The 13,590-nt window shown below is 70.4% G+C and carries 14 protein-coding genes and 1 pseudogene; 7 read left to right on the top strand and 8 right to left on the bottom strand.

Features of this window, described 5'->3' with window-relative positions:
- Window positions 1–11: 11 nt before the first annotated feature.
- Both CP984_RS19380 and CP984_RS19375 read right to left on the bottom strand, forming a co-directional pair.
- Entirely contained in the window at window positions 12–464 is a 453-nt protein-coding gene (locus CP984_RS19380) for a GNAT family N-acetyltransferase (protein ID WP_003978912.1), read from the bottom strand.
- A gap of 22 nt (window positions 465–486) precedes the next feature.
- Window positions 487–1,068 (bottom strand): MarR family winged helix-turn-helix transcriptional regulator, encoded by a 582-nt coding sequence (locus tag CP984_RS19375; protein WP_003978913.1) that lies wholly within the window; start codon window positions 1,066–1,068, stop codon window positions 487–489.
- Between the two features lie 134 nt (window positions 1,069–1,202).
- On the opposite strand from CP984_RS19375, the gene CP984_RS19370 reads away from it, so the two are divergent.
- Both CP984_RS19370 and CP984_RS19365 read left to right on the top strand, forming a co-directional pair.
- The gene (locus CP984_RS19370; protein WP_003978914.1) at window positions 1,203–2,459 is read left to right on the top strand and encodes an MFS transporter; all 1,257 of its coding nucleotides are present in this window, start codon (window positions 1,203–1,205) and stop codon (window positions 2,457–2,459) included.
- Between the two features lie 165 nt (window positions 2,460–2,624).
- The gene (locus CP984_RS19365) at window positions 2,625–3,053 is read left to right on the top strand and encodes a GlcG/HbpS family heme-binding protein (RefSeq protein WP_003978915.1); all 429 of its coding nucleotides are present in this window, start codon (window positions 2,625–2,627) and stop codon (window positions 3,051–3,053) included.
- Here CP984_RS19365 and CP984_RS19360 read toward each other — a convergent pair.
- Window positions 3,046–3,594 (bottom strand): hypothetical protein, encoded by a 549-nt coding sequence (locus CP984_RS19360; protein ID WP_032919962.1) that lies wholly within the window; start codon window positions 3,592–3,594, stop codon window positions 3,046–3,048. The two genes, CP984_RS19365 and CP984_RS19360, sit on opposite strands and share 8 nt — an antisense overlap.
- 265 nt (window positions 3,595–3,859) lie before the next feature.
- On the opposite strand from CP984_RS19360, the gene CP984_RS19355 reads away from it, so the two are divergent.
- The 3 genes from CP984_RS19355 to CP984_RS19345 all read left to right on the top strand — a co-directional run bounded on the left by CP984_RS19355 (window position 3,860) and on the right by CP984_RS19345 (window position 8,225).
- The gene (locus CP984_RS19355) at window positions 3,860–4,492 is read left to right on the top strand and encodes an HAD family hydrolase (protein WP_030178641.1); all 633 of its coding nucleotides are present in this window, start codon (window positions 3,860–3,862) and stop codon (window positions 4,490–4,492) included.
- Between the two features lie 1,066 nt (window positions 4,493–5,558).
- Entirely contained in the window at window positions 5,559–6,917 is a 1,359-nt protein-coding gene (locus tag CP984_RS19350) for a globin domain-containing protein (protein ID WP_317985636.1), read from the top strand.
- Window positions 6,918–7,238: 321 nt separating this feature from the next.
- On the top strand, window positions 7,239–8,225 hold the full coding sequence (locus CP984_RS19345; protein ID WP_003978919.1) for a pyridoxamine 5'-phosphate oxidase family protein: 987 nt from the start codon (window positions 7,239–7,241) through the stop codon (window positions 8,223–8,225).
- An 87-nt stretch (window positions 8,226–8,312) separates the two neighbouring features.
- Here the strand turns inward: CP984_RS19345 and CP984_RS19340 are convergent, their stop codons facing one another.
- The 5 genes and pseudogenes from CP984_RS19340 to CP984_RS19320 all read right to left on the bottom strand — a co-directional run bounded on the left by CP984_RS19340 (window position 8,313) and on the right by CP984_RS19320 (window position 12,541).
- Window positions 8,313–8,792 (bottom strand): NUDIX domain-containing protein, encoded by a 480-nt coding sequence (locus CP984_RS19340; RefSeq protein WP_003978920.1) that lies wholly within the window; start codon window positions 8,790–8,792, stop codon window positions 8,313–8,315.
- 260 nt (window positions 8,793–9,052) lie between these two features.
- The gene (locus CP984_RS19335; RefSeq protein WP_003978921.1) at window positions 9,053–9,949 is read right to left on the bottom strand and encodes a LysR family transcriptional regulator; all 897 of its coding nucleotides are present in this window, start codon (window positions 9,947–9,949) and stop codon (window positions 9,053–9,055) included.
- A 265-nt stretch (window positions 9,950–10,214) separates the two neighbouring features.
- On the bottom strand, window positions 10,215–11,351 hold the full coding sequence (locus CP984_RS19330) for a cystathionine gamma-lyase (RefSeq protein WP_003978922.1): 1,137 nt from the start codon (window positions 11,349–11,351) through the stop codon (window positions 10,215–10,217).
- A 49-nt stretch (window positions 11,352–11,400) separates the two neighbouring features.
- Window positions 11,401–12,003: pseudogene (locus CP984_RS19325) on the bottom strand (low molecular weight protein-tyrosine-phosphatase); the annotation flags it as partial.
- A gap of 157 nt (window positions 12,004–12,160) precedes the next feature.
- Window positions 12,161–12,541 carry a phage holin family protein gene (locus tag CP984_RS19320; protein ID WP_003978924.1) on the bottom strand — a complete coding sequence of 127 codons (381 nt, stop codon included), beginning with the start codon at window positions 12,539–12,541 and terminating at the stop codon, window positions 12,161–12,163.
- A 48-nt stretch (window positions 12,542–12,589) separates the two neighbouring features.
- Between CP984_RS19320 and CP984_RS19315 the strand changes: the two genes are divergently transcribed.
- Together CP984_RS19315 and CP984_RS19310 are read left to right on the top strand one after the other, a co-directional pair.
- Entirely contained in the window at window positions 12,590–12,907 is a 318-nt protein-coding gene (locus tag CP984_RS19315; RefSeq protein WP_003978925.1) for a cupin domain-containing protein, read from the top strand.
- A gap of 252 nt (window positions 12,908–13,159) precedes the next feature.
- A complete protein-coding gene (locus CP984_RS19310; RefSeq protein WP_003978926.1) occupies window positions 13,160–13,384 on the top strand; it encodes a DUF5326 family protein in 225 nt (74 codons plus the stop codon).
- The last annotated feature ends 206 nt before the right edge of the window (window positions 13,385–13,590 follow it).

Genomic DNA, 13,590 nt, shown 5'->3' with positions numbered 1-13,590 from the left:
AAAACCCCAGGTCAGAGCTGAAGCTTGAACCCCAGGTGGGACGCCTCGAAGCCGAGGCGCTCATAGAAACGGTGCGCGTCGATGCGCGTCGCGTCGGAGGTGAGCTGTACCAGCCGGCAGCCGAGCGTGCGCGACTCCTCGACCGCCCACTCGATCAGGCGAGTGCCGAGGCCGTTGCCGCGCTCGTCGGAGTGGACGCGTACCGCCTCGATGATCGAACGGCTGCTGCCGCGCCGGGACAGCCCCGGAACGACCGTGAGCTGGAGCGTTCCCACCGGCCGGCCGTCGCGGACGGCGACGACCAGGTGCTGGTTGGGGTCGGCGGCCAGCTGCTCGTACGCCGTGCGGTACGGCGTCAGGTCGTCCGGCGTCTCGCGGGCGGCGCCCAGTGGGTCGTCGGCCAGCATCGCGACGATGGCGGGAAGGTCGTCCTCACTCGCCCGGCGGATCTCGAATTCGCTCATGCCGGGACCCTACGACCCCCGTTCAGGCGTGCGGAGCGAGGGTTTCCACCGCCGTCACCAGGGGAGCCAGTTCGGGTCGTTTCGCGGCGTCCTGGAGGGCTTCGCGCAGTGCCGCGTCGTGCGTCGGCCGGGCCTCTTCGAGCAGTTGGCGGCCCTCGTCGGTGACGTTGGTGTAGATGCCGCGCCGGTCGTCGGGGCACAGGTAGCGGGAGAGCAGGCGGCGCTCTTCCAGCCGGGTGACCAGGCGGGTCGTGGCGCTCTGGCTGAGGACGACGGAGTCCGCGACCTGGTGCATGCGCAGGTGGCCGCCGGGCCCGTCGTGCTGCTCGCTGAGCACGTTCAGAACGGAGAATTCCCGGACGCTGAGGTCGTGCCGGGCCTGGAGCGCGCGCTCGATGTGCGACTCGATACGCCCGTGCAGGGCGGAGAGGGCGCACCAGCCCTGGGCGAGGGCCGGGGCGGTTCCGGGACCGGTGGGGCAGCCCCGGGCCGTGTCCGTGGGGCCGTCCGCCGTCCGCTCCTGACTTGCCTGCCGGTCCCGCCGCTCCGACTGCTGTGTCCGCTGCCGGTCCTGCTTCGGTGCCTGCCGGGTCTGCTGCGTCATCGAGGGACCTCCTTACAGGTCGTACGAACCAGGATAGGACACGAACGAAATAGCCCGCGCTTGCGAGTAACCAGCGTCTGCAATTATTGTCGACGCTTGTTAAGGCTGGCTGCAATCGTTTGAAGGGATCCGTCATGCCTCTCGCCCTCCTGGCGCTGACCATCGGCGCCTTCGGGATCGGGATGACCGAGTTCGCGGTGATGGGGCTGCTGCCCGACGTGGCCGCCGGCTTCGGCGTCTCCATACCGCTGGCCGGGTACGCGACCACGCTCTATGCGCTCGGCGTGGTCGTCGGCGCCCCGCTGATGACCGTTCTCGGCACCCGGATGACCCGCAAGCAGATGCTGATGCTGCTGATGGGACTGTTCGTGGTGGGAAACCTGCTCACCGCCGTGGCTCCGGCCTTCCCGGTGATGCTCGCCGGGCGGATCGTTTCGTCCTTCGCCCACGGCGCGTTCTTCGGCATCGGATCACTGGTGGCCGCGGACCTCGTCGCCCCGCACAAGCGGGCCGGCGCCATCTCGATGATGTTCGCCGGACTGACCGTCGCCAACGTCGTGGGCGTACCGACCGGCACCCTGCTCGCCCAGCAGATCAACTGGCGCGCCACCTTCGTCGCCATCGCCGTCCTGGGTGTGCTCGGCCTGCTCGGCGTCGCCAAGCTGGTGCCCGCGCAGCGCGTCCGGGCAGCGGCGCCGATGGGCCAGGAGATCGCGGCCTTCCGCAACCCGCAGGTCGGGCTCGCGATGCTGATGACCGTCCTCGGCTTCGGCGGCGTCTTCGCGGCCGTCACCTACCTCGCCTCGATGATGACCGAGGTCACCGGCTTCGCGGCGTCGTCCGTCATCTGGCTCACCGCCGTCTTCGGCCTGGGCATGGTGGCCGGCAACCTGATCTCGGGTCGGTTCACCGACCGCTACATGATGCCGATGCTGTACGTGTCCCTGGTCGGGCTGGCGCTCTCGCTGGCCGCGTTCAGCCTCGTCGCGCACCACAAGGCCCTCGCGACCGTCACCATCGCCCTCATCGGTGCCTTCGGCTTCGCGACCGTACCGCCGCTGCAGAAGCGGATCATGGACCAGGCGTCGGCCGCGCCCACGCTGGCCTCGGTCGGCAACATCGCGGCCTTCAACTTCGGCAACGCGCTGGCCGCCTGGCTGGGCGGGATCGTCATCGCGGCCGGTCTCGGGCTGACCGCGCCCAACTGGGTCGGCGTGGGGATGACCGTCCTGGCGCTGGGTGTCGCGGTCGTTGCCGGGGCGCTGGAGCGGAGGGCGAGCCGGGGCGGTTCGGATGGCCTGGACGCCCGTAATGGCCGGATTGTGGCCACGGGGGCCGGCAGTGGCGCGGGAGGCGTCGAAGAAGGGGCTGCGGCGGCGGTACGCGGCTGAGCCCGGCCGGTTACGGCACCTACGCACCGGTCCGGCCAGCCACCCAACTCCCGGGTCGACCAGCCCGATCCTCGGCCCCACACCCATCAAGACTTCCGAGCCGCGCCCCTGGCAACCGCTCGGAACCACGGACAAGCACCACCCGTTCACCTAGGAGCACCACTCATGAGCACCACCCCCTCCGTTCGCCCCCTCACCACTCGCGACGCGGACGCCCTTATCGACGCCGCCCGCCGCGCGGCCGACGACCTCGGCGTGCGGGGCAGCGTCACCGTCCTGGACGCGGGTGGCCACCTGCTCGGCTTCCGTCGCGACGACACCGCCGTGCTGATCTCCGGCGAGACCAGCACCCGCAAGGCGTACACCGCCCTGCAGCTGGACGCGCCGACCGCCGACCTCGTCGACGCCGTACGGCCCGACGGCCTCTTCCACACCCTGCCCACGGCGCTCGACCGTCCGCTGCTGTTCATCGCGGGTGGCGTGCCCGTCCACCGGGACGGGCGGCTGATCGGCGCCATCGGCGTCGGCGGCGGCGCCCCGGAGCAGGACGACCGCATCGCCCGGACCGCCATCGAGGCGGCGGGCCTCAACTGACGGCTCCACTCGGGCGCTTACGTGCCCGTTCGCGGACCTCGGCCGACTGCGCGGCGCGCAGTCGGCTGTCGCGTTTGGTGGGGCCCCACGGCTTGAGTACGGAGATCGCGGTGACGAAGAAGTACGTGGCCGTGGCAACGGAAGGGGCGGCCACCATGCTCAACCCGGTGTCCGGGGTGCCGGCCACGGCGTCGGCGGCGAGCCGGTCGATCCCCGGGCGCAGGGAGAAGGCCGTCAGCACAACGGTCGCCAGGGTCAGCCAGAACTTGACGACGATCCAGCGGTGGCGGGCCAGGCCCCAAGGCGTGCCCAACGAGACGATCAGCCCGCTGACCAGCGTCAACAGCGCCACCGGTAGGAGCAGCCAGTCGCTGAAGATCTTCATGGCCCGATAGGCGGCCACGGTGGTGTCCGGCGATCCCGAGGCGTATCCGGTCACGCTGAGCGTGAGCAGGCCGAGCGTGAGCCCGAGCCAGCCGACGGAGACCGCGACGTGCACGACCAGATGGGCCCGGCGCGCGGGCCGGCTGAGCTGCTTCATGGGGTGCACGGTCGCGTCCGGTGGGCCGCTCGGCATCTGACGGCGGGAGTATCCGGTCGTACTCGGGGCTGAGTAGGCGAGGGTGGCTGGTGCGTACGAGGTGGGTGGCGTGTACGTGACGGGGCGGGCGTGCGAGGCAGTGCGGTGCGTACGGGATGTGTGGTGCGTGGCTGGGCTGTGCGCGGTCCGTGCCCGATTCGTGTTGCGTGAGTGAGTGGTGCGACGTACGGGACGCAAGGGGACTCCGCGTCCTAGGCTCCCCGGTATGGGGAAGCTACATCTTTTCGACATGGACGGGACGCTGCTCTACGGTTCCGCCGCCTCCATCGAGATATCCCGGCACCTCGGGCTGGACCGGGAGATAGCCGAGCTGGAGCGTGCCTTCATCACCCGTGAGGTGACGCCGGTGCGCTTCGCGGAGCTGGCGTGCGAACTGTGGTCGGAACTGACCGAGGAAGTGGTCGCGGCGGCCTTCGACGGCGCTCCGTGGCTGGACGGCATCCAAGAGGTATGGGCCGACATCAGGGCGCGGGGCGAACGGTGCGCGGTGATTTCCATGTCGCCGGGCTTCTTCGTGGAGCGGCTGACGGTCTGGGGAGCGGACGCCGCGCACGGCTCGCGCTGGCCCGCGCTGCCTTTTCGGGATCCGGTGGAACCGGACGGGATACTTTCCCCGTCTGCAAAGGTGAGGATTGCGGATGAACTGTGCGCCGGGTTCGGACTGGAACGGACCGACTGCGTGGCGTACGGCGATTCCCTGTCCGACACCGCTCTGTTCGCGGCCGTCCCCGCGTCCGTCGCGGTGAATGCGGACCACCATGTCAGCGGGCTGGCCTCGTATGCGTACGAGGGACGTGATCTGCGCGAGGCGTACGCGCTGGTGCGGGCGGCCGGGTAATTCCCGCCTGCCCGCGGCCGATTCGTGCGCCATGCCCGATGAATTGTGTTCTGTGGGAAGGGTCGCGTAAATCGCAGGGCCGGATGAAGTGTTTCCGGTTCAGGGGTTGTGCATTCAAGTACTGCGGGTATGGTCTAGTCCGGTCGTACGAGAGAGACCTCGCGTACCTCGGGAGGACGTCCGCGAGCCGGTGACCGTACGCCCCCAGCGGGCCGCAAAGCCCGCCAGCCTAGTGGCAACACGCCGCGTAGCGACCGGGTTTCCGGCTGTTTGCCCGGTGCGCCACGGCCGGATGGCATGCTGCCGAGACGGTGCCGGAAACGGTGCCGGGGGAACTGAGATGTGTCCGCTTTGGAGGGTGTTGCCGGGAGAGCTCCGACCGATTGAGAATTCCGACGGGGCGCGGGAATTCCGGGCGCATTCCGAACTGCGGAAGTGCGAAGGCGATCGTTAGACGTTCGAGGCGAGGCAGACCATGGACGCTCCGACCACCACGTCGGCCGATAACGGCTCTTCTGGCGGCAGCAGTGGCGATTGGGGATGGTTCACTCCGTCGAAGAAGTCCCCCGAAGACCAACAGGGGCCTGCGGAAGACCGGGACGGCGGGAACAGCCGGGACGGCGAAGAGAGCGGCCACGCTGGGCACGGTGGCCGTGACGAGCGGTACGAGGGAAATGGCCGTAACGGTGGCGGCGATGCCGCCGATGCGCGTGACGCTTCCGTAGGGCGTGCCGTGCCGTATGCCGGTAACGAATCCGGCGGTCACACTGCGTGGAATGCGCAGGGCACGCACGGGCAGCGGAGCGACGGTGCGGCGGTCAGTCACGCCGTTCATGGCGACGCCGTACGCGGTGGCGGGCACGATGAGCACGACGACCGGGCACGGGTGTCCGGTCGGCCGGTCAGCTCGATAAGGCCCGTGGGCACGGCAGCGGAACGGGAGCGGGCACCGGAGCACACGGGTGATCACGGCCCCGGGGGCGCGCTCGATCAGATACCCGGGCACGGGGGCGAGGGCGTACCTGGGCACGGCGGTGAGGGCGTACCTGGGCACGGGCCCGTGGGCATGCCCGGGCTCGGCGACGAAATCGTACGCGGGCGGGCGGCCGAGGGCGTCTGGGGCGGGGGTGAGGCCGGGGCCGAGGCTGGGGCTCTTTCCCCCCTTCCCCCTACCCACCCGCCCACCTCCACCGCCACCACCGCTCCCCACTCCACTTCAGCCTCCGCCGACGCCTCGGGTCCCGCGCAGGTGAGCGCGGCCGCCTCGTCGCCGGGGCGCCCCGGGGACTCGGCCGACGTGGTGATCATCCGGCGGACTCTGGACGAGATCGGGCCCGTGGCGGACAAGGTCACCTCGTACTTCTACGCGCTGCTGTTCGTGCGCCATCCCGATCTGCGGGCGCTCTTTCCCGCCGCGATGGACACCCAACGGGACCGGTTGTTCAAGGCGTTGCTCACCTCCGTCAAGAACGTCGACGACACGGCCTATCTCACCGAGTACCTCTCCCACCTCGGTCGCGGGCACCGGAAGTACGGCACCCTGCCCGGGCACTACCCGGCCGTCGGTGAGTGCCTGCTCACCGCACTCGCCCGCTACGCCTCCAGCACCTGGGGCCCGGAGGCCGAAGCCGCCTGGGTGCGGGCGTACACCAAGATTTCGCAGATCATGATCGACGCGGCTGCCGAGGACGAGTTGGTGGCCCCCGCCTGGTGGCAGGCCGAGGTCGTCTCGCACGAGCTGCGTACACCGGACATCGCGGTCGTGACCGTACGACCGGACCAGCCGTACCCCTTCCTCGCCGGTCAGTACACCAGTGTCGAAACCCCCTGGTGGCCGCGCGTGTGGCGGCACTACTCCTTTGCCGCGGCGCCCCGCTCCGACGGCCTGCTCTCCTTTCATGTGAAAGCCGTGCCGGCCGGGTGGGTTTCCAACGCCATGGTCCATCGCGCCCGCCCCGGCGATGTCATCCGGCTCGGTCCCCCATCCGGTTCCATGACCGTAGACCACACCACTGACAACGGCCTGCTGTGCCTCGGCGGCGGTACGGGCATCGCTCCGATCAAAGCCCTGATCGAGGACGTTGCCGAGCGGGGTCACCGGCGTCCGATGGAGGTCTTCTACGGCGCCCGCAGCGACCACGACCTCTACGACCTGGACACGATGCTGCGGCTGGAGCAGAGCCACCCGTGGCTGTCCGTGCGCACGGTCGTGGCCCTCGGTCGGGGCGGCGGGCCGCGTAGAAGCCTCAGTGGTCAACTCCCGGACGCAGTGCGCCAGTACGGGCCTTGGTGGGAATATGACGCCTACTTGTCCGGGCCGCCCGGAATGATCCGAAACGGCGTGGACGCGTTGGTGGGGGTCGGTATTCCCTCCGACCGCATACGGCACGACTCCGTGGAAGAGCTGGTCGCGGCGGGAGATTGAGCATTGACGACACATGGTGAGTACGGCTTGGCGGCACAGGGTGGAGACGGCTTGACGGCCTATGGAGAGCTTCAGGCGGCCAGGGTGCCGAGGGTGACGGCCGAAGGCAGGGGGAGGAAGGGGGCGCTTGGGGCGGCTGATGCGGTCGGTGTGGACGGGGGTGCCGGGGAGGTTGGTGTAGCTGGGGGCTCCGGCGGGACTGGTACGCCTGGTGATGTGCCTGGGGCGTCCGATGCGTATGGGCTGGTCGGGCCAGGTGGGGGCGCGGAGCCCGGCACGGGCGTACGGGGAGCGCGGCCGGGCAGCGACGGTGAGCACCTGGTGCAGCAGCGGATGGGCACGACCGACCGCGCCGACCGCTTCTACGACGATCAGGTGCTGGACCATCTCAACCCGCGGATGCGGGAGTTCGTGGGCCGCCAGGAGATGTTCTTCCTGGCGACGGCCGATCGGCACGGCGAGTGCGACTCCACGTTCCGGGCCGGGCCGCCCGGGTTCGTCCAGGTCCTGGACGAGCGCACGATCGCGTACCCGGAGTACCGCGGCAACGGCGTCATGGCGTCGATCGGCAACATCTCGGAGAACCCGCACCTCGGCATCCTGATGATCGACTTCACCCGTGACCGCATCGGGCTGCACGTCAACGGCCGGGCGCGGGTGGTCATGGACGACGAGATGCGGGAGCGGCACCCGTACCTGCCCATCGATCCGGTACCCGGCCGGCGCGCGCAGCTGTGGGTCGAGGTCGCGGTTGAGGAAACGTACATTCACTGCGCCAAGCACATCCCGCACCTGCAGAAGGTGCCCCGGCAGTCGAGCGGGTCCCGCGCCTGGGGAACGGATGACGCCAAGCGCAAAGGTGGCGACTTCTTCGGAGCGGCGGCGGAGGCGGCTTCTCGTAGGGAGCCCGAAGCACCGAGAGAGCCCGAAGCACCGAGAGAGTCCGAAGCGCCGGGGGAGTCCGGAGCGCGGAGAGGGCCTGAGGAGACGCGAGGGCCCCAAGCGCCGAGGGAGATCGAAGCGCGGCAGGACCTGCCCCCAAGAGGTGAGGGGGCGCGCCCCGATCCCGGCAGCCGTCGGGAGCCCGGCAGCCGCCAAGCACCGTCCGGCCGACAGGCACCCGGTAGTCGTCAAGTACCCTGCAGCCGCCAGGAGACCGCATCCCGTCGCCCTCCGCTCAGCCCTCGCCCGCGGTCCCGTGAGGTCCGGGAGGAAGTGGAACGCGAGGTCGAGCGGGTGCTCGCACGGGCGCGGAACCGGGGGCCGGAAGACGGCGTGGACGACGAGTTCCGGGGTTGGTTCGGGTAGGTCGGGGCGGGACGACTACGCGTACGGGCTCGTTACGACCGGCCCGGCCGCACCGCTACGGCCCCGCCAGATCACCGAACCGCCCCCTCACCCCAGATCAGGCGCATGCATCGCCCGAATGCCCTCGATGTTGCCGTCGAGGTAGTGGCGCAGCGACAGCGGGACGACCTCGGCGGAGGCGATGCCCACGCGCGTGAATGGTACGCGCACGATTTCGTACTGCCCGCAGGGCTCCTCCACCTCCGGGCCGTGCCGCAGGGAGGGGTCCATGGATTCCAGCCGGCAGACGAAGAAATGCTGCACCTTGACGCCGTCCACCCCGCCGTCACTGATGTGCTCGACCGTGTCCACGAAGACCGGGACGACGTCGGTGACCTTGGCGCCCAGTTCCTCGTGGAGTTCGCGGTGCAGGGCGTCGACGACCGTGGCGTCCTCCGGTTCGACGCCGCCGCCGGGAGTGATCCAGTACGGGGCCCGGCCCGGCTTGGTTCGCTTGATCAGGACGATGTCCGCACCGTCGAGCAGGATCGCGCGGGCGGTGCGTTTGACGACTGGCCGTACGGTCATACGGGACAGATGCCGCAGCAGGGGCGCGGTGAAACCACCGTCCCACCAGTCCGTCGCGACGCGGGCGAGACGTGGTCCGGCCGAGGGCCGGAGAGCGGCCCGACACCCGAGCTCTGGCTTCCGGCCTGCCGACCGGCATCGATCCCCGTAGCGGGGCCAGTGGCCCCCGCACCCGTGACATCCACAGCCGTACCCGCACCGACCCCGAGTACCCGCACCGGACCTGAATACCCGCACCGAGCTCGGCCGCCCGACCCCCTTCACCACTCCACCGCCGCCCGCAGCAGCCACTCATGCGGGCGCGCGATGTGCGGCAGCGCCAGTGTGCCTGCCCGGGTGGCCAGAAAGTACGTACGCAGGGGCGGTACGGGGGGATCCAGGAGGGCGACGATCTCGCCGCTGTCGAGCGCGTCGGCGCACAGGTAGCGGGGCAGTACCGCCAGGCCGGCGCCGGCCGTCACGCACGCCAGTACCGCCCGTAGGTCCGAGGCGATGACGGTGGCGGAGGCCGCGGGCGGGGTGTCGAAGACGGCGGTCCAGTACCGGGAGACCAGCGGCAGGCTTTCGTGGACCTCGACGAGCGGTACGGGGTCGAGCGCGCGCACACCCTTGGCCTGGACGGCCGCCGGGCCGCCGAGGCGCGCGGCCCACCGGGGAGCGGCTATCAGGACGTGCTCCTCGTCGCACAGCGGCGTCGCGGTGAGCAGGGCGCCGCGGGGCCGGATGGTGGTGATCGCGAGGTCGTGGTGGCCGTCGGCGAGGCCGGACAGCAGCTCGTCCGCGGAGCCGAAGGCGGTGCGTACGCAAAGCCCTTGGTCTATGAGCGGGGTGAGGGCCGGTAGCGCGCGCTGGGAGGTGAATTCCGGCGGCCCGGCGAGGTGCAGCGTACGGATGGCGGACTCCTCGTCGAGCCCGGCTTCGGTGATCTCGGTGAGCGCGTCCAAGTGGGGCGCCACCTTGTGGGCGAGTTCGTCGCCGACGGTGGTGGGGGTGACGCCACGGGCCTTGCGGAGGAAGAGCGGGCGGCCCAACTGCCGCTCCAGGCTGCGTATCTGGCTGGTCACGGCGGGCTGGGAGAGGCCCAGCAGGGCGGCGGCCCGGGTGAAGGAGCCCGCTCGGTGCACCGTGACGAACGTGCGTAATAAGGCAAGGTCCACGCGTACCCCCTTCCGCTCCGGCACCCCCGGGGCCCGCCCAACTATAAATTTGTCGATAGGACTGTGTCGTCAGCGTGATTGGACACTGACGCTGAGTCAACTAGCCTTGTCTGCGCGGTTCGTAGTGCCGAGAACCGGGGCTGGCAGGGTGCCGAGGGGGGATACCCTGCCAGCCCGCTTTACGTAGCGGCGTTGGTACGGACCGGGAAGGGCGAGGACCGGCCGTACGGCCTGAGCCCCTGGACTCGGTTCCCCGAGGGCCGTGTCAGCTGCTTCCCGCACCCGAAGCCGCATCCAGCGCCCCCATCACATCCGCAATCAGGTCAGCTGGCTCCTCCACGCCGACCGAGAAGCGGATGAAACCTTCCGGCACCGCGTCGCCGCCCCACCGTCCGCGCCGCTCAGCGGTGGACCGTACGCCGCCGAAGCTGGTCGCGTCGTCCACGAGGGTCAGTGCCGCCAGGAAGCGTTCCGCGTGGGCGCGGTCGGGCAGCGTGAAGGAGACCACGGAGCCGAAGCGGTCCGCGCGCATCTGCCGTACGGCCTGCTCGTGGGCGGGGTCGGACGGCAGCCCGGGGTGGCGCAGGCCCGTGACCTCGGGGCGTTCGCGCAGTGCCGTGGCGAGCGCGAGCGCCCCTGCGGACTGCTGGCGCACCCGCAGGGCGAGCGTGGCGAGCGAACGGTGGGTCAGCCACGCCTCCATGGGGCCGGGGATCGCACCGACGGTTTTGCGCCACATCCGTACGGAGTCGGCGAGCGCCGGGTCGCGGGTGGTGACGTACCCGAGGAGCACGTCGCCGTGTCCGGTCAGCGCCTTGGTGCCGCTGGCCACCGAGAAGTCGGCGCCGAGTTCCAGGGGGCGCTGGCCGAGCGGGGTGGCCAGGGTGTTGTCGACGGCGACCAGGGCGCCGCGCGCGTGCGCGGCCTCGGCCAGCCGCCGGATGTCGCAGACGTCCAGGCCGGGGTTGGAGGGTGTCTCGATCCACAGCAGCCGGGCACCGTCGAGTACGCCGAGCTGCGCGTCGCCCGCGGTGGGCGCCGTACGGACCTCGATGCCGTAGCTCTCCAAGCGCGCGCGTACGGCGGGCAGCAGCTGGTAGCCGTCGTCGGGGAGCACGACGGCGTCGCCGTTGCGCAGGCAGGAGAAGAGGACGGCGGAGACGGCGGCCATGCCGGAGGCGAAGGACACGGTGTGCGCGTCCGCGTCCGGGGACTCCAGTTCGCCGATGGCCGCCTCCAGCCGGGTCCAGGTGGGGTTGGAGTCGCGGCCGTAGGTGTACGGACCGGTGGCGTCGCCGGGCAGGTGGTAGTGCGCGGCGAAGACCGGGCCGGGGAGGGACGGTTCGTAGGCCTCGGCCGCCGGGAGTCCGGCCCGTACGGCCCGTGTGCTGTCACCTGTCATGCGCGTGTCTCCTTGTGAATACGGGCCTGACGGAGCCGGAGCCGCGGCCTTACGGCGCGTCCTCCACGGCTACCGGGACGCCCGCGACGGCAACCGGGGCGCCTACAGGAGCCGTCGCGCCCCGCGGCACTTCCCCGGTGATCTGTCCCCGCGCGGCGAGCGCGTCCCGTACCGCCGGCAGCAGTCCCTCGCTCGCGGCCTCGACCATCTCCAGGCATTCCTCGAACCCTGCCATACCGCCGTAATACGGGTCGGGCACGTCCAGATCGTGGGAGTGCGGGGCCGGGCCGTCGGAGATCACAGCCGGATCGTACGAGCGCAGCAGCCGCACCTTGGCGGCGTCCTGGGCGGTGGGCGCCAGCCGGCGCAGCGCGCGCAGGTGCCCGTCGTCCAGCGCGATGACGAGGTCGAGCCGGCCGAACCAGTCGGCCTGGAACTGACGGGCGCTGTGGTCCTCCTCGTAACCGGCGGCACGCAGGACGGCGACGGTGCGCGGGTCGGCGCCGTCCCCCTCGTGCCAGCCGCCGGTGCCGACGCTGTCCACCTCGACCAGCCCGTCGAGACCGGCCTCCTCGACGCGCGCGCGGAAGACGGCCTCGGCCATCGGGGAGCGGCAGATGTTGCCGGTGCAGACGAAGCAGACCCGGTACGGGGAGGTGGCGGCCGCTTGAAGGCGGGCCGAAGCGTCCCGTACCGCTGACGGCGACGGCTTCCGCGACGGCGTCGATGCCGATGTCGAAGCCGGGCCGGTTATCGGGGAGTGCACGTGTCGGTCCTGTCGTTTCGTGATCGCCGTATCCGTACCGGGGTCAGTCCTGGTCGTCGGGCAGCACCACGTGCAGCGCCCAGGAGACGATCGAAATGATCACGCCGCCCAGTACGGCGGTCCAGAAGCCCTCCACATGGAAGGCGAGGTGGAACTTGTCCGCCAGCCACGATGTGAGCAGCAGCATCAGCGCGTTGATCACGAGCGTGATCAGGCCGAGGGTGAGGATGAAGAGGGGGAAGGACAGCAGCTTCACCACGGGTTTGACGACGAAGTTCACCACACCGAAGATCAGCGCGACCAGGACCAGCGTCAGCGCCTTGCGACCGGTGTTCTCCCCGGTGAGCGTGATGTCCTTCAACAGCCAGATGGCCACGGCAAGCGCCGCGGCATTGGCGATCGTCTTGACCACGAAATTCTTCATGGTGAGATCGTCGCAGACGAGACGGACTCTTCGAGGGGTGCCAAGGGCATGAAGGCTTTCAGGCTCGACGAACTGGAGGCGGAGCGGGCCGCGAACGACGGCGCGTATCTGCAGTTCCTGCGGGAACGGAACATGTCGGTCGGGCTCTACGCACTCGACGCGGGCAGCGTCGATCCGCAGCAGCCGCACCACCAGGACGAGGTGTACCTGGTGGTCAGCGGGCGGGCGGCGATCACGGTCGGCATGGAGACGACCTCGGTGGCGCGCGGCAGCGTGGTCTATGTGCCCGCCGGGGTGCCGCACAAGTTCCATCACATCAGCGAGGACCTGCGGGTCATGGTGGTCTTTTCTCCGCCCGAAAGCTGAGGCGGGCCCCCGGGGACCCGTAGGGGACGGTTCAGGGGAGGGCCGGGGACGCGCGGCGTCCGTTCCGCCGTGCCCCGCCCTAGCATCGATGGTGCAGGGGGGAACAGAGCTTCGGGCCCCTCGCCCGCGGCAACGGGCACGCACTACGGATGCGGGACGTTGAACAGGTCCACGGACCGCGGACCGCGTGATCAAGGCATCACATCGGCACAGCGACACACGCGCAGACGACGCAGAAAGCAGGGCAGAGCAATGGCCGGCAAGGGGACGTTCGCAGGACTTCCGTGGTGGGTGACCTGGGTCGTGGTGCCCGTCGTCCTGCTGGTGGTGTTCGGCAGCCTGATCGCCAGCGCGGTCGGGTTCCTGATCGGCCTGCTCTTCAAGGTCCTCATCGCGGTGGCGCTGATCGCCGGTGTCGTCTACCTGGTGCGCAGGCTGACCGGCTCCTCGTCGTCCTCCTCGCGGAGCGAGTGGTGACGGAGGCCGCCGGAACGACCGGGCGGTACGCCGGGGGCCGGGCCCGGGTCTGAGTCCGCCGGGCGGGGCGTGGCCCCGCTTCCTGCGGGCGGGCCCGTCTCCGTTGCCGCACCGGGCGGTACGTCCGCTCTCCCCCACCGCCCCAAGCTGTACGCCCCGCCCCTCCTGGGAGCGGGGCGTTTCCCTTTCCGGGCGCGGCCCGCTCC

This window comes from Streptomyces rimosus (assembly GCF_008704655.1).
In the GTDB taxonomy this organism is placed as follows: domain Bacteria; phylum Actinomycetota; class Actinomycetes; order Streptomycetales; family Streptomycetaceae; genus Streptomyces; species Streptomyces rimosus.
Note: the sequence above shows the minus strand (reverse complement) of the source record. Positions and strands in the feature narration are given on the sequence as shown.

Coding starts and splice junctions, on each gene's coding strand:
- CP984_RS19355 (WP_030178641.1), top strand. CDS start 3,860: ATGGGGAAGCTACATCTTTTCGACATGGACGGGACGCTGCTCTACGGT.
- CP984_RS19330 (WP_003978922.1), bottom strand. CDS start 11,351: ATGACAGGTGACAGCACACGGGCCGTACGGGCCGGACTCCCGGCGGCC.
- CP984_RS19365 (WP_003978915.1), top strand. CDS start 2,625: ATGAGCACCACCCCCTCCGTTCGCCCCCTCACCACTCGCGACGCGGAC.
- CP984_RS19315 (WP_003978925.1), top strand. CDS start 12,590: ATGAAGGCTTTCAGGCTCGACGAACTGGAGGCGGAGCGGGCCGCGAAC.
- CP984_RS19370 (WP_003978914.1), top strand. CDS start 1,203: ATGCCTCTCGCCCTCCTGGCGCTGACCATCGGCGCCTTCGGGATCGGG.
- CP984_RS19310 (WP_003978926.1), top strand. CDS start 13,160: ATGGCCGGCAAGGGGACGTTCGCAGGACTTCCGTGGTGGGTGACCTGG.
- CP984_RS19340 (WP_003978920.1), bottom strand. CDS start 8,792: ATGACCGTACGGCCAGTCGTCAAACGCACCGCCCGCGCGATCCTGCTC.
- CP984_RS19360 (WP_032919962.1), bottom strand. CDS start 3,594: ATGAAGCAGCTCAGCCGGCCCGCGCGCCGGGCCCATCTGGTCGTGCAC.
- CP984_RS19350 (WP_317985636.1), top strand. CDS start 5,559: ATGCCCGGGCTCGGCGACGAAATCGTACGCGGGCGGGCGGCCGAGGGC.
- CP984_RS19375 (WP_003978913.1), bottom strand. CDS start 1,068: ATGACGCAGCAGACCCGGCAGGCACCGAAGCAGGACCGGCAGCGGACA.
- CP984_RS19320 (WP_003978924.1), bottom strand. CDS start 12,541: ATGAAGAATTTCGTGGTCAAGACGATCGCCAATGCCGCGGCGCTTGCC.
- CP984_RS19380 (WP_003978912.1), bottom strand. CDS start 464: ATGAGCGAATTCGAGATCCGCCGGGCGAGTGAGGACGACCTTCCCGCC.